This is a genomic window from Aromatoleum tolulyticum, from assembly GCF_900156155.1.
Lineage (GTDB): Bacteria > Pseudomonadota > Gammaproteobacteria > Burkholderiales > Rhodocyclaceae > Aromatoleum > Aromatoleum tolulyticum.
Genome location: NZ_FTMD01000003.1, coordinates 1 through 24,019, shown reverse-complemented (window position 1 = coordinate 24,019; position 24,019 = coordinate 1). Strand labels below are relative to the sequence as shown.

Annotated in this window: 21 protein-coding genes and 1 pseudogene; 9 read left to right on the top strand and 13 right to left on the bottom strand. The window is 64.1% G+C overall.

Going from position 1 to position 24,019, the window contains the following annotated elements; translation table 11 throughout:
* Positions 1 to 224: 224 nt before the first annotated feature.
* Positions 225 to 764 (top strand): peptide deformylase, encoded by a 540-nt coding sequence (gene def / locus BW991_RS05135; RefSeq protein WP_076601038.1) that lies wholly within the window; start codon positions 225 to 227, stop codon positions 762 to 764.
* Positions 765 to 789: 25 nt separating this feature from the next.
* Here the strand turns inward: def and BW991_RS05130 are convergent, their stop codons facing one another.
* The 4 genes from BW991_RS05130 to BW991_RS05115 all read right to left on the bottom strand — a co-directional run bounded on the left by BW991_RS05130 (position 790) and on the right by BW991_RS05115 (position 3,226).
* Positions 790 to 1,188, bottom strand: coding sequence for a c-type cytochrome (locus BW991_RS05130; RefSeq protein WP_076601037.1), 399 nt, complete (start codon positions 1,186 to 1,188; stop codon positions 790 to 792).
* Complete coding sequence (locus BW991_RS05125) at positions 1,185 to 1,775, bottom strand: ferritin-like domain-containing protein (RefSeq protein WP_076601036.1); 591 nt, start codon at positions 1,773 to 1,775, stop codon at positions 1,185 to 1,187. Before BW991_RS05125 ends, BW991_RS05130 begins: the two co-directional genes overlap by 4 nt.
* 11 nt (positions 1,776 to 1,786) lie before the next feature.
* Positions 1,787 to 2,503 (bottom strand): RNA polymerase sigma factor, encoded by a 717-nt coding sequence (locus BW991_RS05120; RefSeq protein ID WP_076601035.1) that lies wholly within the window; start codon positions 2,501 to 2,503, stop codon positions 1,787 to 1,789.
* Between the two features lie 114 nt (positions 2,504 to 2,617).
* Positions 2,618 to 3,226 carry a TetR/AcrR family transcriptional regulator gene (locus BW991_RS05115; protein WP_076601034.1) on the bottom strand — a complete coding sequence of 203 codons (609 nt, stop codon included), beginning with the start codon at positions 3,224 to 3,226 and terminating at the stop codon, positions 2,618 to 2,620.
* Between the two features lie 162 nt (positions 3,227 to 3,388).
* On the opposite strand from BW991_RS05115, the gene BW991_RS05110 reads away from it, so the two are divergent.
* Genes BW991_RS05110 through adeC form a run of 3 tightly spaced genes read left to right on the top strand, consistent with a single transcriptional unit; the run spans position 3,389 to position 9,173 of the window.
* Positions 3,389 to 4,600 (top strand): efflux RND transporter periplasmic adaptor subunit, encoded by a 1,212-nt coding sequence (locus BW991_RS05110; RefSeq protein ID WP_076601033.1) that lies wholly within the window; start codon positions 3,389 to 3,391, stop codon positions 4,598 to 4,600.
* 11 nt (positions 4,601 to 4,611) lie between these two features.
* Positions 4,612 to 7,779, top strand: a complete 3,168-nt coding sequence (locus tag BW991_RS05105; protein WP_076601032.1) for an efflux RND transporter permease subunit — start codon at positions 4,612 to 4,614, stop codon at positions 7,777 to 7,779.
* A complete protein-coding gene (gene adeC / locus BW991_RS05100) occupies positions 7,779 to 9,173 on the top strand; it encodes an AdeC/AdeK/OprM family multidrug efflux complex outer membrane factor (RefSeq protein WP_076601031.1) in 1,395 nt (464 codons plus the stop codon). The genes BW991_RS05105 and adeC overlap by 1 nt, the downstream gene beginning before the upstream one ends.
* A 206-nt stretch (positions 9,174 to 9,379) precedes the next feature.
* On the opposite strand, the gene BW991_RS05095 is transcribed toward adeC, so the two are convergent.
* Positions 9,380 to 11,704, bottom strand: coding sequence for an aldehyde ferredoxin oxidoreductase C-terminal domain-containing protein (locus BW991_RS05095; protein ID WP_076601030.1), 2,325 nt, complete (start codon positions 11,702 to 11,704; stop codon positions 9,380 to 9,382).
* 395 nt (positions 11,705 to 12,099) lie between these two features.
* Between BW991_RS05095 and BW991_RS05090 the strand changes: the two genes are divergently transcribed.
* From BW991_RS05090 to BW991_RS05075, 4 genes are all read left to right on the top strand, one after another.
* Positions 12,100 to 13,590 carry an AMP-binding protein gene (locus tag BW991_RS05090; protein ID WP_076601029.1) on the top strand — a complete coding sequence of 497 codons (1,491 nt, stop codon included), beginning with the start codon at positions 12,100 to 12,102 and terminating at the stop codon, positions 13,588 to 13,590.
* A 111-nt stretch (positions 13,591 to 13,701) separates the two neighbouring features.
* Entirely contained in the window at positions 13,702 to 15,093 is a 1,392-nt protein-coding gene (locus tag BW991_RS05085) for an MFS transporter (protein ID WP_076601028.1), read from the top strand.
* Positions 15,094 to 15,205: 112 nt separating this feature from the next.
* Complete coding sequence (locus tag BW991_RS05080; RefSeq protein WP_076601027.1) at positions 15,206 to 17,359, top strand: PAS domain S-box protein; 2,154 nt, start codon at positions 15,206 to 15,208, stop codon at positions 17,357 to 17,359.
* Positions 17,356 to 18,723 (top strand): sigma-54-dependent transcriptional regulator, encoded by a 1,368-nt coding sequence (locus BW991_RS05075; RefSeq protein ID WP_076601026.1) that lies wholly within the window; start codon positions 17,356 to 17,358, stop codon positions 18,721 to 18,723. The genes BW991_RS05080 and BW991_RS05075 overlap by 4 nt, the downstream gene beginning before the upstream one ends.
* A gap of 16 nt (positions 18,724 to 18,739) precedes the next feature.
* Here the strand turns inward: BW991_RS05075 and BW991_RS05070 are convergent, their stop codons facing one another.
* A complete protein-coding gene (locus tag BW991_RS05070; RefSeq protein ID WP_212566863.1) occupies positions 18,740 to 19,168 on the bottom strand; it encodes a MarR family winged helix-turn-helix transcriptional regulator in 429 nt (142 codons plus the stop codon).
* A gap of 120 nt (positions 19,169 to 19,288) precedes the next feature.
* On the opposite strand from BW991_RS05070, the pseudogene vapC reads away from it, so the two are divergent.
* Positions 19,289 to 19,609: pseudogene (gene vapC / locus BW991_RS05065) on the top strand (type II toxin-antitoxin system VapC family toxin); the annotation flags it as partial.
* A 205-nt stretch (positions 19,610 to 19,814) separates the two neighbouring features.
* Here vapC and BW991_RS05060 read toward each other — a convergent pair.
* The 7 genes from BW991_RS05060 to BW991_RS23995 form a co-directional block, all read right to left on the bottom strand.
* Positions 19,815 to 20,081, bottom strand: a complete 267-nt coding sequence (locus BW991_RS05060) for a hypothetical protein (RefSeq protein WP_076601025.1) — start codon at positions 20,079 to 20,081, stop codon at positions 19,815 to 19,817.
* A 90-nt stretch (positions 20,082 to 20,171) separates the two neighbouring features.
* Positions 20,172 to 20,576 carry a hypothetical protein gene (locus BW991_RS23640; protein WP_139335901.1) on the bottom strand — a complete coding sequence of 135 codons (405 nt, stop codon included), beginning with the start codon at positions 20,574 to 20,576 and terminating at the stop codon, positions 20,172 to 20,174.
* Positions 20,577 to 20,682: 106 nt separating this feature from the next.
* Positions 20,683 to 20,928 (bottom strand): hypothetical protein, encoded by a 246-nt coding sequence (locus BW991_RS05050; RefSeq protein ID WP_076601023.1) that lies wholly within the window; start codon positions 20,926 to 20,928, stop codon positions 20,683 to 20,685.
* Positions 20,929 to 21,000: 72 nt separating this feature from the next.
* A complete protein-coding gene (locus BW991_RS23635; protein WP_139335900.1) occupies positions 21,001 to 21,669 on the bottom strand; it encodes a hypothetical protein in 669 nt (222 codons plus the stop codon).
* 205 nt (positions 21,670 to 21,874) lie between these two features.
* Positions 21,875 to 22,108 carry a hypothetical protein gene (locus tag BW991_RS05040; protein WP_139335899.1) on the bottom strand — a complete coding sequence of 78 codons (234 nt, stop codon included), beginning with the start codon at positions 22,106 to 22,108 and terminating at the stop codon, positions 21,875 to 21,877.
* A 76-nt stretch (positions 22,109 to 22,184) separates the two neighbouring features.
* Positions 22,185 to 23,573, bottom strand: a complete 1,389-nt coding sequence (locus tag BW991_RS05035; protein WP_076601020.1) for a hypothetical protein — start codon at positions 23,571 to 23,573, stop codon at positions 22,185 to 22,187.
* A 127-nt stretch (positions 23,574 to 23,700) separates the two neighbouring features.
* Positions 23,701 to 24,019 (bottom strand): hypothetical protein (locus BW991_RS23995; protein ID WP_212566861.1); only part of this gene is annotated, 319 nt, incomplete at its 5' end.

The window sequence follows — 24,019 nt, the reverse complement described above, 5'->3', positions numbered from 1 at the left end:
GTCGATAAGCGCGGGGAAAACGGTTCAATTCGGCGCGATCGGGCGGCGGGGCGGCGGGCGATCTGGGGGTCGCGTTTCCGCGCGTTGGTGCGTCGGCCTTGACGTGACCATAGTGCGTCGTACCATTGCGCGCGCAGGCCGCAGGCCGCAGGCCGCAGGCCGCCGGCTGTCCGGCCGGGTTGGCCGGAGGTCGTCACATCGAAACCGTTCGGGAGCGTGCAGCCATGGCAGTCAGAACCATCCTCCGCATGGGCGATCCGCGCCTGCTGCAAGCGGCAGAGCCGGTGTGTGCGTTCGGCACTCGCGAACTCGACGCGCTGATCGGTGACATGTTCGACACGATGGCCGCAGCCGGCGGCGTCGGGCTGGCGGCCCCGCAGATCGGAGTGAGCCTGCAGGTGGTGATCTTCGGGTTCGAGCGTAGCGAGCGGTATCCGGACGCGCCGCCGGTGCCGCGCACGATTCTCGTGAATCCGGTAATCACGCCGCTGGGCGAGGACGAGGAGGACGGCTGGGAAGGTTGCCTGTCGGTGCCGGGGCTGCGCGGCGTGGTGCCGCGGTACCAGCGCATCCGCTATCTGGGGCATGCGCCGGACGGCAGCCGCATCGATCGCAGTGTGGAGGGGTTTCATGCACGAGTGGTGCAGCACGAATGCGACCATCTGGCCGGCGTGCTGTATCCGATGCGCATGCGCGACCTGAGCAGGTTCGGCTTTACCGACGTGTTGTTCCCGGATTCCGCGGACGATCCGGGCGCCGAGTGAGGGGTCGATGGTGCAGGGCGGGGGATCAGCGCCGGCAGTCGGGCGATTCGGTCGTGGCCTGCCGGAGCCAGGCGATCAGGTCGGCCCGCTCGCGCGGGTCGGCGATGCCGGCGTAACCCATCGTCGTGCCGGGCAGCGTCCGGCCGGGGTTTTCGAGGAAGCGGTCGAGCGTCTCGGCGTTCCACGTGAACTTCGCCCGCGCCATCGCGGGGGAGTAGGCGAAGCCCGACACGCTGCCTGCGCGGCGCCCGAACAGGCCGCAATGCTTGGGGCCGGTGCGGTTGTAGGCGAGCGCGTGGCACGCGATGCAGCGATCGTAGATGGCCGCGCCGCGCGCCGGGTCGCCGGGAAAGGCGGTGCTGCCGGCGGCGATGCCGCACTGCGCCGCGAGCAGCGCCAGTGTCACCGCCAGTGCGCACCTCATGACACGAAGGCCGCGGGCACGGGGTTTTCGCCGAGTGCTTGGCGCAGCACGGCCCAGTGCATCGCTTCGTCGCCGAGAATGCTGGCGGCGGCCCTGGCGAGTTCGCGTTCCCGGAACAGCGGCACGGCACCGAGGTAGGCGCTGACTGCGCCCTTTTCGAGCCCCGCGGCGAAGCCGAGCACGTCGGCCTGCGTCTTCAGCTGCTCGGTCGGGAACTCGTAGCGGGACTTTGCCTCGACAGGGGTGCCGCCGAGTTTGCGAACCGTCTTGGCGAGGACGTCGGCGTGTTCCTTGTGCTGGCCCTGGAACTGCAGCGCGAGATCGAGTGCCGGTTTCTGCAGCAGGCCGCTGCCGGCGCCCACGCCATAGGCCGCGATCGCTTCTAGTTCCGCGCCCAGGGCGGTGTTAAGGATGCGGATGTCCGACTGGGTGTCGGCGCCCTTCTTCTTGCCATATTCCGCGGCGAGGGCAGGACGCCCGGCGAGCAGGGCGACGGCGCTGGCGGAGAGCAGTGCGCCAGACCCGAGGATGAAACGCCGCCGGCCGATGTCCTCGAGGGCGGCAAAAGGGTTTATCCGGACAATCATGGCGATCTCCTTCAGTCGTTGGACGGTTCCCCGCGAGCGGGGAGGGGGGTGGGGATGGCGAGCGTCAGGCCGAGGCGTGCGCCTACGCGTGCCACGATGCGGTCGCAGCGCTCTCCGTCGAAGCTGAATACGTCCTCGAGCAGGGTGCCGAGGTGCTGGCCGAGGGCTTCGCGCAACTGTGCCCGGGCGCGCAGGAAGCGGACCTTGGTGTTGCCGGCCGAGATGCCCAGCGCCGCGGCCGTCTCGTCGACGCTGAGGCCTTCCACGGCGCGCAGCATGAATACCGTTCGATGGGCGTCGGGCAAGTGGTCGATGGACGATTCGATGACGCGGCGCAGTTCTGCCCGCATCGCCTGGGTTTCCGGGGTTTGCACGATCTCGTCGTTGCCGCGGTCGGGCAGGGTGTCGAGGTCCGTAGCCGCATCGCCGGATGAGCGGCGTCCGCGCCGGTGCGCGAGTGCCTGGTTCACGACGATGCGCGTGAGCCAGGTGGAGAGGCGGGACTCGCCGCGGAAGCTGCGCAGGGCGCGGTGCGCTTCGATGTAGCCGTCCTGCACGGCGTCCTCGGCCTCGGCGTCGTCGCGCAGGATGCTGCGCGCAACGCGAAACAGGCGGCGATTGTGCTGGCGCATCATGCGCTCGAAGGCGAGGGCATCGCCCGCGAGGATGCCTTCGACCAGTGCGTTATCCGACTCGAGGGTGGATCCTGTACGTGCGACGGTTGTCATGGCGTGCTCCCGGTTTGCCCATTAGATGGACCGCGGCACGCAAAGGTTACAGTCCGGGCGACCGCGGGCCGGGGAGGGCGATGAGCTTTGGGGACGCGAGGGCGGTCGGCGCGTTCAGGGTGACTGGTCGAGCAGGGCGCGCAGGGCGTTCTGGAACAGCGGAATTACGATGCTGCGGTCGATGCCCGGGTTGCGGATCGTCCGGATCTGCAGGCCCTCGAACATCGAGATGAAGACCTCGACCATGGCGGCGAGCGTGGCATCGTCGTCCTCGTGGCCGGCCGCACGGCGCGTGTCGCGTATCGTCAGCATGAGGCTTTCGCGGCAGACCTTGTCGGCGGAGCGCACGATTTCGGCGACGTGGGGATTGCGCGAGGCTTCGGCGACGATCTCCAGCTTCAGGCCAGCGGTCTGTTGGTCCAGGCACTCGTCGATGCCTTCGCCCACGCGGGCGAGCATCGCTTCGCGCACGTTGCACGCGGACCGGATTTCCGCCGTGAGGATCAGGAAACGTTCGAGGTCGCCCGCGACGATTGCGGAGATGATCGCTTCCTTGTTTTCGAAGTAGTGATAGATGTGCCCTGGGCTCATGCCGGCCGCCTTCGATATCTGCGCAATGCTGGCGCCATGGAACCCGTGCTGGCGGAAGCAGTCGACTGCAGCGGCAAGAATCTGGGCGCGGCGCACTTCGGCGCGTGATCGTTCGACGGATTCGGGGCACATCTGGTGGTTCTCGTGGTCGTAATCGGTTTGCAGAAACGTTGATCTGCAACCTAGGCTAACATAGAATGAGCGTTCGATCTAGAATGATCACTCTAACTCTGGCACAATGAATTCCGTACAGCGGACTGCGACCGGCGGTCCGCGATGATTTCGAGGCAAAACATGCATAGAAACCCCAGCCAGCGTTTCAACGCCCTGACAGTGGTCGTCGTTGGCGCATTTTTGGTGGCCGCCTGCAGTGGCGGCAAGTCGCAGCCCGCAGGTCCCGGTGCAGGGCAGGGAGCACCCGCCGTGACGGTGGTTTCGGTGCGCACGGAAGCGGTGCCGCTGACGTCGGAGCTGCCGGGCCGGACCGCTCCGTATCTGATCGCGGAGCTGCGGCCTCAGGTCGGGGGTATCGTCAAGCAGCGCCTGTTCACGGAAGGTAGCGAGGTGAAGGCCGGGCAGGTCCTGTACCAGATCGATCCGGCGACCTATCAGGCCGCGCACGACAGCGCCAGGGCGAACCTCGCCCGTGCCGAGGCGAACGTGCATGCGGCGCGGCTGAAGGCGGAGCGCTATGCGCAGTTGGTCGGCATCGAGGCGGTCAGCAAGCAGGCCAACGACGATGCGGCGGCCGAGCTCAAGCAGGCACAGGCCGAAGTGGCGAGCGCGAAGGCAGCGGTCGACAAGGCGAAGATCGATCTCGATTTCACCCGCGTGAATTCGCCGATCAGCGGACGCATCGGCCGGTCGACCGTGACGCCGGGGGCGCTGGTGACGGCCAATCAGGCTGCGGCCCTGGCGACGGTGCAGAAGCTCGATCCGATCTATGTGGATGTCACGCAGTCGAGTGCCGAACTGCTGAAATTGCGGCGCGATCTTGCCGACGGGCGGCTGAAGCGTGCCGGCGGCGACGCGGTTCCGGTCAGCCTGGTGCTGGAGGACGGCTCGCTGTACGGCAGCGAGGGCAAGCTTGAGTTCTCGGAAATCACCGTCGATCAGGGCACCGGCAGCGTGACGCTGCGTGCGGTGTTCCCGAACCCGAAGGGCGACCTCCTGCCAGGCATGTATGTGCGTGCACGCCTCTCCCAAGGCGTGAACAGCGACGCGATCCTCGTTCCCCATGCGGCCTTGAGCCGTGATCCGCGCGGCAATGCGACGGTGATGGTGGTCAACGGGGAGAGCAAGGTCGAGGCGCGCATCATCACGGCGGCCCAGTCGCATGGGGACGCCTGGGTGGTGACGCAGGGCTTGGCGGCGGGCGAGCGCGTGATCGTCGAGGGCTTGCAGAAGGTGCGCCCGGGCGCGGTGGTGCAGGCCCAGGAAGCCGGTGCGGCGGGTTCGCCCGCGCCAGCGCCTGCGGCGGCGCCCGCCCCCGCGGCGGCCAAGTGAGGTAGCGGACGATGGCACGTTTCTTCATCGACCGGCCCATCTTCGCGTGGGTCATCGCGATCGTGATCATGCTGTTCGGCGCGCTGTCGATCATGCGCCTGCCGGTGGCGCAGTATCCGTCGATCGCACCTCCGACCGTAGTCATCAACGCGACCTATCCCGGCGCTTCGGCGAAGACGGTGCAGGACTCCGTCACCCAGGTCATCGAGCAGAAGATGACTGGCCTCGACGGGCTGCTGTACATGAGTTCGTCGTCGGACTCGTTCGGCCGTGCGACGATCACGCTGACCTTCGATGCGGGCACGAACCCCGACATTGCACAGGTGCAGGTGCAGAACAAGCTGCAGCTCGCGCTGCCGCTGGTGCCGCAGGCGGTGCAGCAGCAGGGGGTGCAGGTCGCCAAGTCGACGCGCAACTTCCTGATGGTGCTGGGCTTCGTCTCCGGGGACAACAGCATGGACCGGGCCGACCTCTCGGACTTCCTGGTTTCGAGCGTGCAGGATCCGCTGTCGCGCGTGACGGGCGTCGGCGAAGTCCAGGTGTTCGGCGCGCAATATGCGATGCGTATTTGGCTCGATCCGGCCAAGCTCAACAATTTCCACCTGACGCCGGGTGACGTGCAGGCGGCGATCCGCACGCAGAACGCGCAGGTTTCGGCGGGTCAGCTCGGCGGCGTGCCCGCGGTGTCGGGGCAGGGCTACACGGCGACGATCACGGCCCAGAACCGGCTGGAGTCGGTCGCGCAGTTCGAGAAGATCCTGTTGCGCAGCTCGGCCCAAGGGGGCGAAGTGCGCCTCAAGGATGTCGCGCGCATCGAGATCGGGGCGGAGAACTACGGCATCGTCGGGCGCTTCAACGGCAAGCCGGCCGCGGGTATCGGCGTGAAGCTGGCAGCGGGCGCGAACGCGCTGGAAACCGCCGCTGCGGTGCGCGCCAAGATGGAGCAGATGAAGCCGTACTTCCCGGCCGGCATCGAGGTCGTGGTGCCGTACGATACGACGCCGTTCGTGAAGATCTCGATCCAGGGCGTGGTGCAGACGCTGATCGAGGCGATCGCGCTGGTGTTCCTCGTGATGTACCTGTTCCTGCAGAACTTCCGCGCGACGATCATCCCGACGATCGCGGTGCCGGTGGTGCTGCTCGGTACCTTCGGCGTGATGGCGGCGGCGGGTTTCTCGATCAACACGCTGACGATGTTCGGCCTGGTGCTGGCGATCGGCCTGCTGGTGGACGATGCGATCGTGGTCGTCGAGAACGTCGAACGCGTGATGACCGAGGAGGGGCTTTCGCCCAAGGAGGCGACGAAGAAGTCGATGGGGCAGATCACCGGGGCGCTGGTCGGCATCGGCCTGGTGCTGTCCGCAGTGTTCATCCCGATGGCGTTCTTCGGCGGTTCGACGGGCGTGATCTATCGCCAGTTCTCGATCACGATCGCGGCGGCGATGGGCCTGTCGGTGCTGGTGGCGATCGTGTTCACGCCGGCGCTGTGCGCGACCATGCTCAAGCCGGTGGAAAAGGGCCACGAGCACGGCGAGGGCGGCATCTTCGGGCGCTTCTTCCACTGGTTCAACAAGATGTTCGCGCGCAATACGCACCGCTACGAGTCGGCGGTTGCCCGCATCCTGCATCGCAGCTTCCGCTATCTCGCGATCTACGTCGCGATCATCGTCGTGCTGGGCCTGCTGTTTGCCCGCATGCCGACTTCCTTCCTGCCGGAGGAGGACCAGGGCGTGATGTTCACGCAGGTCACGTTGCCCGCAGGCGCGACGCAGGAGCGCACGGTCGAGGTGCTGAAGAAGGTCGAGAAGCACTTCCTCGAGACCGAGAAGGACAGCGTGCGCTCGATCTTCACGGCGGCTGGTTTCAGCTTCGGCGGCAGCGGCCAGAACATGGGCCTGGGCTTCGTCGGCATGCGTGACTGGAATGAGCGGCGCGAGTCGGGGCGCGACGTGAAGTCGGTGGCGGGGCGGGCGATGGGCGCGTTCTCGCAGATCCGCGAGGCGATGGTGTTCGCCTTCGTGCCGCCGGCGGTGCTGGAGCTGGGCACGTCGAACGGTTTCAACGTGATGCTGCAGGACCGTGCGGGCCTCGGTCACGACGCGCTGGTCGCGGCGCGCAACCAGTTCCTGGGCCTGGCGGCGCAGGACAAGCGGTTGATTGCCGTGCGCCCGAACGGCCAGGATGACGTCGCGGAGTACCAGCTCGACATCGACCATGCGAAGGCGGGTGCTCTGGGTGTTTCGATCGCGGACGTCAACGACACGCTGAACACGGCGTGGGGCGGCGTCTATGTGAACGACTTCATCGACCGTGGCCGCATCAAGCGGGTGTACCTGCAGGCCGATGCGCCCGCACGGATGACGCCGGAGGATCTCGGCAAGTGGTACGTGCGCAACAAGCAGGGCGAGATGGTGCCGCTGTCGGCCTTCTCGACGGCGCGCTGGGTGTATGGGTCGCCGCGTCTCGAGCGTTACAACGGCCAGCCGTCGATCGAGATCTTGGGTCAGGCGGCGCCCGGACTGTCCTCGGGTGATGCGATGACTGCGGTCGAGGAGATCGTGGCCAAGCTGCCGGCGGGGATCGGCTACGAATGGACCGGCACCTCCTACGAGGAGCGCCGTTCCGGGGCGCAGGCGCCGGCGCTGTACGCGCTGTCGCTGCTCGTGGTGTTCCTGTGCCTGGCGGCGTTGTACGAGAGCTGGTCGGTGCCGTTCGCGGTGATGCTGGTGGTGCCGCTCGGGGTGCTGGGCGCGATCCTGGCGGCGACCGGACGCGGGCTGTCGAACGACGTGTATTTCCAGGTCGGTCTGCTGGCCACGATCGGCCTGTCGGCGAAGAACGCGATCCTGATCGTGGAGTTCGCGAAGGCGCAGATGGAGAAGGAGGGCAAGGACGTGATCGCGGCGACGCTGGAGGCAGTGCGCATGCGGCTGCGGCCGATCCTGATGACCTCGTTGGCGTTCGGCCTCGGCGTGTTGCCGCTGGCGATCGCCAAGGGGGCCGGGGCGGGCAGCCAGAACGCCATCGGCACCGGCGTGCTCGGCGGCACGATCGCGGCGACCGTGCTGGGCATCTTCTTCATTCCGTTGTTCTACGTCGTGATCAAGCGCGTCTTCAAGAGCAAGCCGCAGGACGAGGTGTCCGTGTCGGATGCGCGGGCAGTGCAGGAGGCAAAGTGATGACTCGATTGCGTACCCTGGTCGTCGCGATGGCCGCCACGCTGGCGGGGGCGTGTTCGCTGATCCCCGCCTATGAACGTCCGGCCGCGCCGGTACCGGCCGCATTCCCGGATGCGCCCGCGACCGCCGCGAGCGCGAGCGATGCGCCGGCCTGGCGCGACTATTTCGCCGACGCGCGCCTGCGTGAACTCGTCGAACTGGCGCTCGCGAACAATCGCGACCTGCGCATCACCGCACTCAACATCGAGCGTGCGCGGGCGCAATACGGTATCCAGCGCGCGGACCTGTTCCCGTCGATCGCGGCGAATGGCGGGCAGACCGCGCAGCGCCTGCCTGCCGATCTGAGCCGGTCCGGCGCAGCGGGCACGACGCGGCAATACAGTGCGACGGTGGGCTTCTCGGCCTACGAACTGGACTTCTTCGGCCGTATCCGCAGCCTCAACGAGCAGGCGCTGGAGCAGTACTTGGGCACCGAGGAGGCGCGGCGCAGCGCTCAGATCAGCCTCGTCGCGGAAGTCGCCGATGCGTGGGTGCGCCTCGCGGCGGATCGGGAGCGGCAGACGCTGGCGAACAACACGCTGGCGACGCGGCAGAAGTCCTACGATCTGACGAAACGCAGTTTCGACGTCGGTGCAACGTCGGCGCTCGACCTGCGCCAGGCGCAGACGCTGCTCGAAGGGGCACGCGCCGATGCGGCACGCTACACGTCGCTCGTCGCGCAGGACCGGAACGCGCTGGCGCTGGTGGTCGGCGCGGAGGTTCCGGCCGCGCTGCTGCCGCAGGGCTTCGCGGATTCGATCACGTCGGTGGCCGAGCTGCCGGCGGGCGTGCCGTCCGAGGTGCTGACGCGCCGCCCGGACATCCTGCAGTCGGAGCGCCAGTTGCGTGCGGCGAACGCCAGTATCGGCGCGGCGCGAGCGGCCTTCTTCCCGCGCATCACGCTGACCGCCGCGGCGGGCACCGCGAGCAGCACGCTGGACGGCCTGTTCGAGGCGGGATCGGGGACGTGGAGCTTCATGCCGCAGATCTCGCTGCCGATCTTCGAGGCGGGACGGCTCTCGGCGAATCTCGAGGCGACGAAGGTGCAGCGGGAGATCGCCGTGGCGCAATACGAGAAGGCGATCCAGTCGGCGTTCCGCGAAGTGGCCGATGCGCTCGCCGACCGTGCGACGCTGACCGAGCAGCTCGACGCGCGGCGCAAGCTGGTGGAGGCGACCGAGGCGAGCTTCAAGCTTTCGGAGGCGCGCTACAAGGCGGGCGTCGACAGCTACTTCGGCCTGCTGGATGCACAACGCAGCCTGTACGCCGCCGAGCTGGACCTGATCGCCGTGCGCCAGTCCGATGCTTCCAACCGCATCGCGCTTTACAAGGCGCTGGGCGGGGGCTGGCAGTAGGACGGCCGGATAGACAATACCGTAAAGGCGGCACCTCCGTTCGCCCTGAGCTCGTCGAAGGGCAATCGCAGGGCTTCGACAGGCTCAGCCTGAACGGTATTTCGCTGCAGGGTAAGTAACGACAAACGGCGGACGAGGTGATCGTCCGCCGTTTGCATTTCGTGCTGCGCGGGTGGGGAGGGGGCTCCCTGCCGGTCTTCTCTCGCTCAGCCGCCGGCGATGATCGGCACGAAGGCCACGCGGTCGCCGTGGTGCAGGGCGGTATCGCGTTCGCCCGCCAGGACCATGTGGCCATTGACCGCGACGTTCCACGAATGGTCGTTGAGCGCCTCGCGGGCTTCGGGCAGGCGGCGGGCCAGGGCGTCGCGCAGGGCGACGACGTTCGCGACCGGTTCGTCGATGACGATCGCCTTTTCCGGTGCGCCGGGCAGCGGGTGCGGCAGTTCGACGCGCACGGCGAAGCCGGTGGTGGCGCCGGCGAGCTGTTCGTGCCAATCGGCCTTGGGCACGCCCTCGGCGTTGAGGCCGGTGACTTCGTAGAAGCGTGCCTTCATCGCCTCGAACTCCTTGCGGTCGACCTTCTCGCCCTTGAAGGGACCGACCTCGATCTGTTCCTCGAACCAGCGTTTCGGCAGGGTGTCGTCCTTGCCGCGCAGGCCGAGGCGGAAGTTGATCATGCGCTCCAGGCCAGTGATGTTGCGGCCGATTTCGTTCAGCTGTTCGCCGGTGAATTCGAGCGCGGTCGCGGTGGTCAGCTGGGTCGCGAAGTCGCCGCAGTCCGGGGTCGTCGGCGAGTTGAACAGCTTGGTGTTGAAGCGGCACATGCCCACCGAGTCGCCGACGGCGAAGGTGTTCTCGCAGCGGCGCACGGCGAATTCCTTGCCCTCGTAGCGGTTCGGCTCGGCCGCGACGGTGCCGCCGTAGAGCTCGGTCTTGAACGCGGCGTCGTCGTTGATGCGGGCGTTGATCTCGAGCGTGACGCGGTTGCGCAGGTGGTCCATGCCGCGCGTGGCGACCGACAGGCCCAGCGCGAAGGCCTTGAGGATGCGTGCGTCATGCGGGTCGGACTGGAACAGGCCTTTCACCGCCATGCGGTAGTCGAGGGCTTCGGCCGGATACTTGCCGCGCTCGACGGCGCGTGCGGAGTCGGCGATGGTGTCGCCGAAGCCTTCGCGCTTCGCGGTCATGAACAGCAGCTTCTCGACCGTCTCGTAGTTGCCCCATGACAGGTCCAGCCCGCCGGTGTGGCGCGCGTCGATGATGCCGCGCTGCCACAGCTCCATCGCCCAGGCGATCGCGCTGCCGGTCGAAGCCGAGTCGAGGCCGAGGTCGTTGAGGATGTTGTTGAGGCGCAGGATGTGCTCGGGCTCCTTCAGGCCGATCATCGGGCCGAACTTGCCGACGGTGACGTACTCGGGGCCGTCGCCCTTGTCGTACTGGTCGAACTTGCCGTCGTTGTGGATGCCGTTGTAGGTGCGCTGCTTGCCGTGCTCGACGTCGGCCTGCGCCTTGTCGTAGCTGGCGTTGCCCTTCAGGCCCTTGAGCGCGGCCGAGCCCCAGCCGCCCTTGCCTTCGGGAGTCATGTCGTTGAGGTTGCGGCAATGCACCGGGCACTTGAAGCAGCCGTCCATGCCGGGGCGGTAGGGGTCGAAGTTGTCCGCGTCGAGCGTCGGGTGCCAGTCCGTTCTCTGGTTGTTCAGCGTGCCGAGTGCGCCGAGCACGCGCGAGGGCTTGTACAGGAAGGGCGTGCCGACCTGCTTGAGCGCGTTCTTGATCACCGAGGTCGAGGTGATCTTCTTGCCGATCACTTTGTTGTGCGCCTTGAGTTCGGCCACCTTCGGCGCTTCGTCCGGCTTGCCGTGCACCATGATGGCCTTCAGGTGCAGCGAACCCATCTTCGCGCCGCCGCCGCCGCGCGCCCAGATCGCCTTGATGCCGCCCATGATGCCGCTGCACAGCGCGAGGTTCTCGCCGGCGGTGGTGATGCGGGCGAGCGCCATGTCCTTGCGTTCGGTGCATGCGAAGTCGCGTTCGATCGCGCCGGGCAGGTCGAGGTTGTCGAGGCCGAGGTAGGGCGTCGCGTCGATGAACTGCACTTCTTCATGTGCGATGCGCAGCAGCGTCCATTGCGGCGCCAGGCCGTACAGCACGATGTGGTCGTAGCCGTGGCGCTTGACGAAGGACGGGAAGTAGTCGCCGCCGTTGGTGTCGAGGATCGCGTCGCTCTCGGGCGAACGGCTGGTGAAGTTGCCGCGGGTGGCGGCGGGCATGTCGCCGGTGAGGGTGCCGGCGCCGAAGATCAGGGGGACTTCGGGGTCGAGGGCTTCGCGTCCGTCCTGCAGCAGGTTGTAGAGCAGGTACATATTCGCGCCGCGTCCGCCGAGGTAGGTGCGCAGCACGTCGAGCGGCAGGTACTTGCGCTGCGTTTCGCGCTTCTCGAGGTCGACGAACAGCACGGCACCCTGCGTGTCGTATTGCGGCGTGTCGTGCATGCGTGCGCACAGTTGTTCGACCTTGTCCCTGATCCCCATTGTCGTCTCCTGTTGTCCTGATGGTTGGACGTAGTGTTGCAATAAAACAGTTTGAAGTCAAACAAAAAAGCGGGGGCTTTTTGCAGGGGCGCGGGATGCGCGCGATGACTGGAGCGGGATCTGCGGCTGCGTCAGTGGATTTGCCGCCACCGTCAGGAACGGCGGGGGATGCGGCGCCGGCAGCGCCAGATAATCGTCGCCTGCGGAATTTTAGTGCACCGCAAGATAATTTGATCTCCATCAAAGCCGGTGCAGAAAGTCTTTGCCGCGTATTGTTCCGGTCATCACCCGGGCCTATCGTGCGCAAAATTCGGTCGCCCTTCGGCGCACCCCGATTCACCGGACGGCTACACGGGTTTCTCTCGGGAAACCCGCCTCAATGTGGAGAAGTGCGTATGAATGCTGCTGAAATCCTGCTCTCGGCAGGCGCGGATGCCGCGACAGCCATCGAATGCGACGAGCGGCGCGTGAGCTATGCCGAACTGCGGGAGCGCGTGCGGCGTGCGGCGGGCGCGTGGCAGGCGCTGGGACTGGCACCGGGCGAGCGCGTGGTCGTGTTCGCGCCCGACAGCGACGACTGGGCCGAGGCTTATCTCGGCGCGATCTGGGCCGGCGGCGTGGTCATCGGCGTCAATCCGCGGCTGTCGATGGCCGAGCTGACGCCGATCCTGAAGGAATGCGAGGCGCGCTTCGTATGGTGCGAGCCGCCGCAGGCAGCGGACTTGCAGGGGCTGGTCGCGACGCTTCCCGGGGCTCCCGCGGTGGTCGGCGGCGGCGTCGCGGAACGTGACTGGGCGCAGGCGCTCGCACGTGCGGAAGGGATCGAACCCATGCAACTCGATGCTGAGGCGCCGGCCCTGTGGATCGGCACCTCCGGCACGACGGGCACGCCCAAGGGGGTGATCCATGTGCAGCGCGTCGTCGTCAACGCCCATTCCTTCGCCTGTAATCTAGCCGGTCTGACGTCGGCGGACCGGCTGTATGCAACGTCCAAGCTGTTCTTCGCCTATGCGCTCGGCAACAGCCTGTTCGCCGGGCTGCGCGCGGGGGCGACGGTGATCCTGGACCGCGAATGGCCGACGGCCGAGCGCGTCGAGGAGATGGTCGCGAAGCATCGCCCGACGCTGCTCTTCAGTGTGCCGACGCTGTACAACAAGATGCTGCAGACCGGCGTCGCGGCGCGGCTGGCCGATCGGGGCATCCGCCATTTCGTGTCGGCCGGCGAGGCGCTGCCGCTCGCGATACGGCAGGGGTGGCGCGAGCAGACCGGATGCGCGCTGATCAGCGGCTACGGTACTTCCGAGACGCTGTGCCTGATGCTCTACAGCGACGACGACTCGGGCGTGATGCGCCCGACGCCGCTGACCGAGGTGCGCTTCAATCCGGACGTGGATGCGGAGCTGCCGCAACGGATCTGGGTGCGTCACACCACGGTCGCGGTGGGTTACTGGAAGCGGCCCGACGCGCAGGTCGATTTCGACAGCGGCTGGTTTTCGCCCGGCGACATGTTCCTGCGCCACCCGGACGGCCGTCTGGAATACGCGGGCCGCAACGACGACATGCTCAAGATTGCCGGCCAGTGGGTCAGCACGCTGTGGGTCGAGCAGGCGCTGGCGGCGCATTGCGGCGAAGCGCTGCACCAGATCGCGGCGGTCGGTGTCGATTCAGCCGACGGCCTGACGGCGCTGGCGGTGCTCGTCGTCGCGGCGCCCGGCAGCTGGAACGAGGCACGCCAGCGGCTGGAGGAGGGCATCGCCGCGTTGCCGGGCCACCGGCGCCCGCGCTGGGTGCATTGGCTCGATGCGCTGCCGCTGACGCCGACCGGCAAGCTCCAGCGCGGCCGGCTGCGTTCGCTGCACGAGCGCCACGCCGCGGCCGCTGCCTGACGAACAGACTCGGGCGGCCCCCGTGCGGGGCACGCCCTCTTGCAGCAAAGAGGTTGTCGCGGGAAGGCCACCCTGCAGCCGCTAGACCATCCGGCCACCGAGGAGACAATCGTGTCCAGTAAAGACGCCGTCGACGTTCAATCCTTCATAGACCACCAGGCCTTTTCCGGCTTCCAGTGGCTCATCTTCGTCCTGTGCTTCCTGATCGTGCTGCTGGACGGTTTCGATACCGCGGCGATCGGCTATATCGCGCCCTCGCTCATCCAGGAATGGGGCGTCACCAAGCCGGACCTGGCGCCGGTGCTGAGCGCGGCGCTGTTCGGGCTGGCGGGCGGGGCGCTATTGTCGGGTCCGCTGGCGGATCGCCTCGGGCGCAGGTTGGTGCTGAACGTGGCGGTGCTGGTGTTCGCGGTCGCGAGCCTGGTGTCGGCGTTCGCCGCGGATCTGCAGAGCCTCACGGTCCTGCGTTTCCTCACCGGGCTCGGCCTGGGGGCGGCGATGCCCAACGCGGTGACGCTGATCAGCGAATACTCCCCGACGAAACGTCGCGCGCTGATCACCACGGCGATGTTTTCCGGCTTTCCCCTCGGGGCGGCGCTGGGCGGTTTCCTGGCGGCGTGGATGATCCCGCAGTTCGGCTGGCGCAGCGTGCTGGTGCTCGGCGGGATCGCTCCCATCGTGCTGGTTGCGGTGATGCTGATCTGGCTGCCGGAGTCGGTGCGCTACATGGTGGCGAAGGGGATGTCGGCGGAACGGATCCGTGCCGTGCTCGGCCGTATCTCCGCCGCTGCGGCAGGCGCCCGCTCGTTCTGCCTCACCGAGACGGTCGCCGTGGCGAACGGCAAGAGCGGGCTGGGCGTGGTGCTGTCCCGCTCCCGCGTGGTCGGTTCGGTGATGCTGTGGCTCGCCTATTTCATGGGGCTGGTGATCTTCTATGCGTTGATCAACTGGATGCCCATCCTGTTCAAGGAGGCCGGCCTCGATCCCAAGACGGCCACGCTGATCTCCGCGCTGTTCCCGCTCGGCGGTTGCGCGGCGGTGTTCGTCGGCTGGCTGATGGACCGCTTCAACGGCAACCGCATCGTCGCCATCGCGTACGCACTCACCGCGGTCTCCGTGTATTCGATCGGGCAGGTGGTCGGCAACGTCGGCGCGCTGGTGGTCGTGGTGTTCCTCGCCGGGACGATGATGAACGCTGCCCAGGTGTCGATGCCGGCGCTCGCGGCCACGTTCTATCCGACGCAGGGGCGTGCGACGGGGGTGGCATGGATGCTCGGCATCGGCCGATTCGGCGGCATTGCCGGCTCCTTCCTGGTGGCGGAACTCGCGCGCCGCAAACTCGGCTTCAGCGAGGTGTTCATGGTGGTCGCGATCCCCGGCCTGCTGGCCACGACGGCGCTGATCCTCAAGCAGTTCTTCCATCCGGAAACGGCTCCCGAGCAAGGCGAGGCACCGGCCGAAGGAGCGCCGTATCTCAAGGAGCAAGTGCAGGGCGCGCACTGAGCGCGCTCTGCGGCATCCCGAATGGTTCCGTCCGGCTCCGGCGCGATGCGGCGGATGCCGGACCGGATAATCGGGATATGATCCGGACCTGAGTCGTGAGGACCGGGACAAGATGCGCGCCGATCAGCTGGATTTCTACTCCCTGGTGGAGTTTTCGCCCGACAGCGGGGCGATACAGTTCAGCGGCCGGCGCGCGATCCTGCTGCACACCGACGCGATGGGCGCGCTGCGCAAGGAGCTGGTCGAGACGCTCGGCGCCGACATCGCGAAGGTGATCCTGACCCGCTACGGGTTCAGTTGCGGCTTCGAGGACGCCGGCCTGCTGCCCGGCTTCATGCACCCCGACACGCTGGAGGAGTTCGTCCGCGGCGGGCCGCGGGTGCACATGTTCTCGGGCATCGCGGAAGTCGAGACACGCAGCGTCGAGGTCGACCGCGCGCGCGGACATTACCGCATGAGCGGCAACTGGCGCCGCTCGTACGAGGCCGAGCAGCACCTGCGGCTGTTCGGGCGCTCCGACGAGGCAGTGTGCTGGACGCTCGCCGGCTATGCGTCGGGCTTCGCGTCCTACGTGTTCCAGACCGACATGATCTGCGTCGAGCACGAATGCGAGGGGCGCGGCGACGAGCACTGCTCGTGGACGCTGATGAATGCCGCGGAGTGCGCGCCGGAATTCGAAGGCCTGCGCAAGTACTTCCAGCCCCTCAACATCAAGGATCGCATCAACGTCCTCGAAGGCAAGGTGTACGAGCGCACGCGCGAGCTCGAAGCGTCGGAACAGCGCTACCGCAACCTGATCGAGGATCTGCCCGAGATGGTGTTCGCGCTGCACGTCTCGGGCCGCATGTTGCAGCTCAACAAGGCCGGGCGGACGCGACTGGGCATCACGCCGGAACAGCTGCCGAACATGCGCCTGCGCGACCTCGTCCTGCCCGAATACCAGGTCGCAGCGTCGAACTTCCTCAAGAGCATTGCCAGCGCGCGGGCGGCCACGCGGCTCGACGTCGTGATGCGCGATGCCGGGGGGCGGCCGGTGCCGATGCGCCTGCAGGTCGAGCCGGTGTTCAAGGACGACAAGATCGTCGGCTACAGCGGGCTCGCGATCGACATCACCGCGCAGCAGGAGCGCGAGCGCAAGCTCACCGAGTACGCTACGCGCCTGGAAAACCGCGAGCAGCAGATCCAGGACATCATCAACGACGCCGTGTATGTCCTCGATCTCGACGGGCGCTTCAGCTTCGTCAATGCGCGCATGGCCGAGCTGCTGGGCGTGCCTGCCGATCACGCGATCGGGCGCAGTTGCAGTGATCTGATGCTGCATTCGTCGGCCTTGCGCGTCGAGCGCGACTTCCGCCGCCGCCTGGCGGGGGAGGGCGGACCGCCGTTCGAGATCATGCTCGCGCCGGGCGGTGCGCCGAACCGCCTGCTCGAGGTCAGCTCCGCGGTGCTGTCCACCGACGGGTATCCCGAAGGCGTGATCGGTGTCGCGCGCGACATCACGGCACGGCGCGAGATGGAGCGCCAGCTCGCGCAGGCCAACCGGCTCAGCGCGCTCGGGCAGTTCGCGTCGGGCATCGCGCACGAGATCAACAACCCGCTCGGCCTCGTCTCCGGCTTTGCAGAGGAACTGCAGGCGCTGATGGAATCGATCCCTGGGGCGCAGTCGAATCCCGACTTCGACGTCCTGCGCCAAGGGCTCACCACCATCCAGGAACAGGCTCAGCGCTGCAAGGCGATCACCGACAACCTGCTGCTGTTCTCGCGCAAGCAGGCCGTCCCGCTGGAAGTCGTCGACGTCGCGATGCTCGTGCGCGAGCGCCTCGATTCGTACCGTGAGCTCGGCCTGACCCGCGGCCTCGACGTCGAGCTGCGCACGGAAGGTCCGCTGCCCGCGGTCGCAACGAACCCGACGCTGCTCGACCAGGTGCTGCGCAACCTCGTGAAGAATGCCCGCGACGCGATGGACGGCCGGGGCCGTGTCGTCGTCGTGTTGCGTCCGGCAGGCGGCGCGGTGGAGCTCGATGTGCTCGACGAGGGCCCCGGGCTGGCGTCGGGCGTGATCGACCACGTCTTCGATCCCTTCTTCACGACCAAGGCGCCCGGGCGCGGCACCGGGCTGGGTTTGTCGATCTGCTACGGGATCATGTCCGAACTGGGCGGGCGCATCGAATGCGGCAACCGTCCCGAGGGCGGTGCGTGGTTCCGCATCCATCTGCCCGCCGACGAGGTGGGCTCCGACGGCGGTGCCGAGGCAAGCATGCAATGAAAGGCCATGTACTCATCGTCGATGACGAATCCCTGTATCGGCAGCTGCTCACGAGCCGCCTCGGGCGTGCCGGCTACCGCCTGAGCGAGGCCGCGGACGGCGAGGCGGCGCTCGAATGCGCACAGCACGGCGGCGTCGATCTCGCGCTGGTCGACATCAAGATGCCCGGCATCGACGGCATCGAGGTGCTCAAGCGCCTGAAGCAGCTCGACCCCCAGGTCGAGGTCGTGATCCTGACCGGCCACGGCAACGTCGACAGCGCGATCGCGGCGATGAAGCTGGGCGCCTTCGACTACCTCTCCAAGCCGTACAAGCTCACCGAACTCGACATCGTCGTCGAACGCGCGCTGGAAAAGCGCATGCTCGCGCGGCGCTGTGCGGCGCTCAGTGCCGAGGTCGCGCACCTGCGCGGCGCCGACGACACGGCCGTGATCGGCGAGAGCGAGGTGTGGCGGCGCACGCTCGAGCTAGTGCGCCGGGCGGCGCCGCTCGACCTGCCGGTGCTCATCACGGGCGAGAGCGGTGCGGGCAAGGAGATCGTCGCCGGGCTGCTGCACCGCTGGAGCCCGCGCGCGCAGGAATCCTACGTTCCGCTCAACTGCGGCCTGCTCGACGACGATCTGGTCGAGAGCGAACTGTTCGGCCACAAACGCGGCGCCTTCTCGGGCGCAACCGCCGACAAGGAAGGCCTGTTCGAACTCGCGAGCGGCGGCACGCTCTTCCTCGACGAGATCGGCGAACTGCCCGCGGCCTGCCAGGCGAAGCTCCTGCGCGTGCTCGATTCGGGCGAGTTCCGCCAGCTCGGCGCCACTGCCCTGCGCCGCACCAACGCGCGGGTCATCGCCGCGACGCACCGCGACCTCGACGCGCTGGTGGCCGACGGCAAGTTCCGCCACGACCTGCTGTACCGGCTCAACGTCGTGCACATCCCGGTGCCGGCCCTGCGCGAGCGGCCAGAGGACATTCCGTTGCTTGTCGACTACCTGATCCGCCGCAGCGCGCGCGGTGCCGCACGCCTGCCCGACATTACGCCCGCTGCGCTCGCACGGCTGACCGCCTACCCGTGGCCCGGCAACGTGCGCGAGTTGCGCAACGCCGTCGAGCGGCTCGTCGCATTCGGCGACGGACAGTCGATCGACGAGGACAGCGTGTGCGCGATCCTGCGCCTGCCCGTCGCGACGCCGCCCGCCGCAAAAGGGCCGCCCACGTTTTCCCGCATCGTCGCGCTGGAAGACTTCGAGCGCGACTACGTCACCTGGGTGCTGGCGCAGCTCGATGGCAACGTCAGCGCCGCAGCGCAGGCGCTCGGCGTGTCGCGCTCCACCGTCTATCGCTACCTGCGCTCGACGGCTGCGGCGGAATAAGGCATCCCGGCAAACCTCAGCTGCCGGACAGGTTCCGGCACACCTGTTGCAGCGCGGCAATCAGCTGCGCCTGCTCGGCTTCGTCCAGCCCCACGAGCGCCTTTTCCCGCACCGCCGTACCGGCCTCCGCGATGATGTCGAGCTGCGGTCGAGCCGCGTCGGTCAGATACAGGCGGTGCGCCCTCCGGTCCGCCGGATCGGTGCGCCGCTCGACCAGCCCTTCCGATGTCAGCTGGTCGATCATGCGCACCAGCGTCATCGGCTGGATCTCCAGCAACTCCGCCAGATCCACCTGCCGGATCCCTTCGTTGCGCTCCAGATGAATCAACATCCGCGCCCGTGCGAGCGTGAGAGGGCTGCCCTGCAGGTTAGTCGTGAACGAATGCCGCATCAGGCGCGCGGCGTCTGCAAGCAAGAGGCTGAAACCAAGTTCGATACGTGTCACGGGAATGATCGTCGTGATAATAAGTATCGCTGATTATAACGTGAACCGTGTGGACGACCGTATGGGCGGCGCGTATCCAGCGTCTGGATTGACTATTTTGGCTGAGCGCAGACACCGCAAGTTGAACTGCTGGCTGGATTGTTCGGACGGACGCGCCTTTTGGTCGGCGATCTGATAATGGCCGAAGTGCTGCAGGGCGTGAAGGACGGCCGAGAGTTCAACCTTGTGCGACGAACCTTGGACGCCTTCACCCTGATTGACATTGCTGGCCACGATATTGCGGTGAAGGCGGCCAAGAATATCAGGTCATTGCGTAGCCGCCGGATCACGGTGCGCAAGACGATTGCCTCGCTTATAGCGACAAGGTGTATTGAGGATAGGTTTACCCTCTTGCACAGCGCCCGTGTTGATGGATGGGTTGGGGGCTTTCATATGAGATAGCCTAACCCTGAATACGCCCCCACAATACCTAGAACGACTGCCACGAAGCCGAGAGGGGCGACAACAAGGAGTTGTAATGGCGTTGGCCTTTCGAGTTTCACGTACCCAAAGGTGATGCATCTAAGAACAAACCGACCGACGCGGAAAAATACATACTCGACCACGCCCCAGAAGATGAAGTGAATGACTTGGTCCACGCACTCACCTATGACTGGATGAGAGCAAAAAGGGAGAATGCCACTACGGCAGCAGCAAGAAGCCACGTACGGCCGGGGTTATTCGGAGACAACCCGAAGAGGCCAACAAGCCTCAGTTTCTCGCCGAAGCTCATGTTTTTCGGGAGGCGACCGAACAAGTCTTCGTGTGACTTCAACTGATGATATGGATTCCGACCCAAAACGCCGTTTGCATTTAACAAGGCGATGAGCAGGACAACAAAGGCGCCAACAATAAGAATGTCAGTGATGGACATTAGACCCCCAACGTGGAAGATCAGCCGACGGGCAAAAGCGCGGCATTTGACCGGTCGGATGCAGCGTAGTGTTGGGCGACGGCTTAATGATCATGGTAGAACGACGATGAGTCCCATCGTTAGTGTGTGCCCCATTGCGCAGCTACCGAAACAGTAAAAGACCCGGAGAAAAGTCTTTTTTGCCTTGCCGGGCGCCAAGCGCGCCCGGACGATCTGGAAGCCAAATATTATGGCGAGGAACACACCAGCAACATCAAACATTACTTGCGTGCGAAATGCCTCGTACGGCTCTGAAGATCGCAATGCGATATTCAACACCAACGCAAAAAATACGCCCAGGATTGCAGAAAATTTTCCGGGACTCGAAGTGAGTACAGTTCTTGGCTCTAATTCCTCCGCTTCGTCTGCCGTCAGCTCAGTCTTGTAGCCAGCCTTTCGCAATAAAACGTTTGCGCGCTTTCTGACATCACTATCTACATGTGTCGAGCCAGTCATCTTTACGCCCAACGTCGAACGTCAGCTGGCGGACAAGAGCGCAGCTTTTGCCTGGTTGGCCGCATCGTAGTGTTAGACATTATCTTCGGCATACTTCGTATGTGGACTATTCGACGAGCGCACGAACAACGCCGACGACGATTGCTCCGATGACCACGGCGCTAATGGTAAAAATTACAAGGATAATTTCGCCAAGCTGTGCAACGGTGTAGCGCCATGCGACTGATTCGAACCGATTCTCAAGCCCAATTGCGTCGAGGAGACGGCGGCCGATAATATAGCCAATAATTGCAATAATCGCCCCGCCGACGATTCGAAAAACTAGCCATCCGATATCTTGTATTTCCTGCATTTCGCGTGAAGATGTCTAACGTGAAAGTGAGCGGCCTGCGCGGCTTTTCACCAGGTCCGCTCGACTGCATGGTTAGGTGCAATGCCGCTTGATGTATGTACGTACAAACGCTCTACCCAAAAAGGCGAAGACAAATAGCGGTGCTGTAAATAGTGGAATGAGTTTATTGATCGCGCGCAGATGTGGGTTTTCAATAACAACATACAAACTGAGAGCTATCGAGACCACCAAGAGCAATATCGCGCCGACGTAAAAAAACCTTGCAGCTATCGTCGCCGCGAGCGTAGGGTTGCTTATCTCGGCGCCTATGTTTCTTAGCCATTTGATTTCAGTTACTTTGGTTTGATTGCGCAATAATTTTTTCGCGCTACTGGCAAGATTAAATGCACCGATCAGGGCGATCAGTAACGCAAACGCGATGAAGAGAATTTTGGCATCAAATCTTCTAACAACGAAATGTAAGGCGAACATGCTCGCGATTATGGCCATAACAGTGAAGCTAGCCAATAGGAAGTTTTCCTCTTTGACATCGGAGATTTTTTCTTCGGCTAATGCACTGAAATTCTCTACCACATTCTGAGCGCAGAAGGGACAAGTTCTTCCGTCGGGTAGTCGCGAGCCGCACGTCTTACAGGTATAACCTTGCGCGTGCCGCTCGGCAAATGCGGGGGCGCACCAGTTGCACTCTGATTCCCCAGAAAGAAACTCCTTCCCGCACTCGCGGCATTTTCTTGAAGACATTCTTCAGCCTAACGTGAAGGTAACCGGACGCCGGAGCGCGAAGCGCGTAGGGAACCAACAGCGCAGCTGTTGGCGTTCCGGTTGACCGTAGGGTTAGGGGGCATGGGTTGATTGCCATTGAAATTTGCGTGTGATGAACATATGAATTCGCGCCAGGGGAAAAGGCCCACGAACGCTTGTGCAGGTTTCTTCATTGGGGTTCAGTTCATGACTCAGTAGGGGCGCGGCGGGCGCGAATGCGAAACACCAACCCGGCAACCAAGATAACAAACCCGAGAGGACCATAAATGATCAAGCCGAACGCTGAAAGATAATGCCACAGCAGTATTGTGTTCTGGCTGAACACATGCGGTAAGGCCGACATGAAGATGAAAATGGCGATTGGCCCAAGCATCACCAACAAGCCAACGGCGATTAACCATTTACCTTTGGATTTCACACCGAGGCCCCCTAACGTAAAGCTGACCGGCCTGCGCGGCTTCTTGCGCAGGTCCGGTTGAGCGCAAGGTTATACGTCACTGCCTCCCCAAGAACCCAGCAAACTGAGCGTGTCGGCGCAGAGTGATCTTTATTTGATCCTTGATTGACGAAGGCATCGTATTCTCGGAAGCAAACACCTTCAATTCAATAATGCGTTTCTTATTTTCTGGAGTCGTCAGCTGGACATAAACATCGGCCCGAACCGTCGAGTATTCCGATTTCAGTGTAACTTCGTGGTTTGCATTAAGCCCTAGCGCACGTAGAATCTTTGCGAGCCGACGTCCAAGCTGGGTAGGCTGATTGGTAACAGATTCGTACCATACCTTTGCATCATCGGCACGTTTGGATTCCCGTTCTCGCATGGGGGCGAAATCGTAGTTGGACCAATTTCCGGAAACCACGTGAAAAAAATGTGTATTCTTGAATCGCTCTAAGTGAGCTTCCGCAAGCGTTTTGTTCTCATCTGTGAGATCAACGCAAAGTCTATGAAGGTCGGCTGCTCGGAGCGGAACAACGCGTACATCAAAATAAAGGCGCGCTCGATTTAGGGCTTGTAGCGGCAAAGTCCTTTTGTCGTCATCGTTTAATTCGTTGTACCAAGCATCCCAATTTAGTCGGTATCCAGATCGAGCTCTGGAGAATTGAACTACACGCTGACTGCGTGTCGAATCCGCTACAGGCCAAACCAAAACGACTTGATAATCCGACAAATTTTCGAGCGATTCGAGATGTTCAGAGAGACTTTCTCCGACGACGAGAATTGCTCTCCCAAGCGTTCGTTCTGAGCGAGCGATTAGTTGAATGTCTTCAACAATAACGCCATAGTCTGCGAGCGGTGTTTCGCTATTATGAAATGAAAACGTTTCTTCAACAATTTGAGGCCATTCTGACTTCGGAGGGCCACCTATCTCAAATGAGCGATGCGCGAGGAGTCGCTCATTACGGCTTGTTGCCTTGATAAGTTGCGTCTGGAATTCCTTATTTGTGGTTAGCCAAACAAATATAATGAGCTCACCACTCAACTCTTTGCGATCCAGTAAGCTTAAATGTTCAACGAATTGGCTTGGAATCCTTTCCTTGCCTTGAACATTTTCTTCGTATTGATCCACGATAGCGACCAATACCTTTTTTTCTGTTGCGTTCCGCTCTGCCCTAATTCTCTCCAGCAGCAGCTCGCTCGACTCTATCTCACTGCGATCTAGGGTAAAGGTGAAAACGTCGGGCATATGCGTACCAAGCTCTCTTGTAGCGCAGCTTTTCCCGACGCCGCTTTCTCCGTAGATCGGTAAGAATCGGATGCCGCCGCTGATCCTCATGGACTTGTACGACTTGTTAATCAGCGAAATCAATTCCTGATTCGGAATCAGCTTCCCCTTGTAGGCTTGATCAAGATCTTCATAGCGTGCTGGCAGTGATATTTTCATTCTGGAGAGTCAATTTTGATGAGGTGGGGTGACGTATAACGTAGAAGTGAGGGGCAGCCGGAGCGCGACGCGCGGAGGGCACCAAAAGCATCGCTTTTGGCTGTCCCCTCGACTGCCGGGTTGGGCATCAACCGAAGTGCTCCGCCGCAAAGCCCTGAACAAAGAGCAGCATCATTTGAACCTGTTCTTTGTTGTACTCGGCAAACTCTCCGTGAGCAGCCTTGTTCCGAATGTGCGCCCAAGACGTAATTTGCTTTTGGGTGAGCTTTGAATAGACTTCCTGTCTTGCAAGCTCAGTATTGAGCGGATCGATAGTCATCGGTTTGCCCGATGGTAACACCAGCGATATGCCGTTAGCAGGGTGATGCAAAAACGCGCGACACGGTGTCAACCGGGGGGGCACGGATTGATTTTCATGACGACTTCCTCGCCGGAATTGGATTTTC

Bases quoted from the DNA above. Each gene is read 5' to 3' on its own strand.
- def (WP_076601038.1), top strand. From the start codon at position 225: ATGGCAGTCAGAACCATCCTCCGCATGGGCGATCCGCGCCTGCTGCAA.
- BW991_RS05130 (WP_076601037.1), bottom strand. From the start codon at position 1,188: ATGAGGTGCGCACTGGCGGTGACACTGGCGCTGCTCGCGGCGCAGTGC.
- BW991_RS05125 (WP_076601036.1), bottom strand. From the start codon at position 1,775: ATGATTGTCCGGATAAACCCTTTTGCCGCCCTCGAGGACATCGGCCGG.
- BW991_RS05120 (WP_076601035.1), bottom strand. From the start codon at position 2,503: ATGACAACCGTCGCACGTACAGGATCCACCCTCGAGTCGGATAACGCA.
- BW991_RS05115 (WP_076601034.1), bottom strand. From the start codon at position 3,226: ATGTGCCCCGAATCCGTCGAACGATCACGCGCCGAAGTGCGCCGCGCC.
- BW991_RS05110 (WP_076601033.1), top strand. From the start codon at position 3,389: ATGCATAGAAACCCCAGCCAGCGTTTCAACGCCCTGACAGTGGTCGTC.
- BW991_RS05105 (WP_076601032.1), top strand. From the start codon at position 4,612: ATGGCACGTTTCTTCATCGACCGGCCCATCTTCGCGTGGGTCATCGCG.
- adeC (WP_076601031.1), top strand. From the start codon at position 7,779: ATGACTCGATTGCGTACCCTGGTCGTCGCGATGGCCGCCACGCTGGCG.
- BW991_RS05095 (WP_076601030.1), bottom strand. From the start codon at position 11,704: ATGGGGATCAGGGACAAGGTCGAACAACTGTGCGCACGCATGCACGAC.
- BW991_RS05090 (WP_076601029.1), top strand. From the start codon at position 12,100: ATGAATGCTGCTGAAATCCTGCTCTCGGCAGGCGCGGATGCCGCGACA.
- BW991_RS05080 (WP_076601027.1), top strand. From the start codon at position 15,206: ATGCGCGCCGATCAGCTGGATTTCTACTCCCTGGTGGAGTTTTCGCCC.
- BW991_RS05075 (WP_076601026.1), top strand. From the start codon at position 17,356: ATGAAAGGCCATGTACTCATCGTCGATGACGAATCCCTGTATCGGCAG.
- BW991_RS05060 (WP_076601025.1), bottom strand. From the start codon at position 20,081: ATGTCCATCACTGACATTCTTATTGTTGGCGCCTTTGTTGTCCTGCTC.
- BW991_RS23640 (WP_139335901.1), bottom strand. From the start codon at position 20,576: ATGACTGGCTCGACACATGTAGATAGTGATGTCAGAAAGCGCGCAAAC.
- BW991_RS05050 (WP_076601023.1), bottom strand. From the start codon at position 20,928: ATGCAGGAAATACAAGATATCGGATGGCTAGTTTTTCGAATCGTCGGC.
- BW991_RS23635 (WP_139335900.1), bottom strand. From the start codon at position 21,669: ATGTCTTCAAGAAAATGCCGCGAGTGCGGGAAGGAGTTTCTTTCTGGG.
- BW991_RS05035 (WP_076601020.1), bottom strand. From the start codon at position 23,573: ATGAAAATATCACTGCCAGCACGCTATGAAGATCTTGATCAAGCCTAC.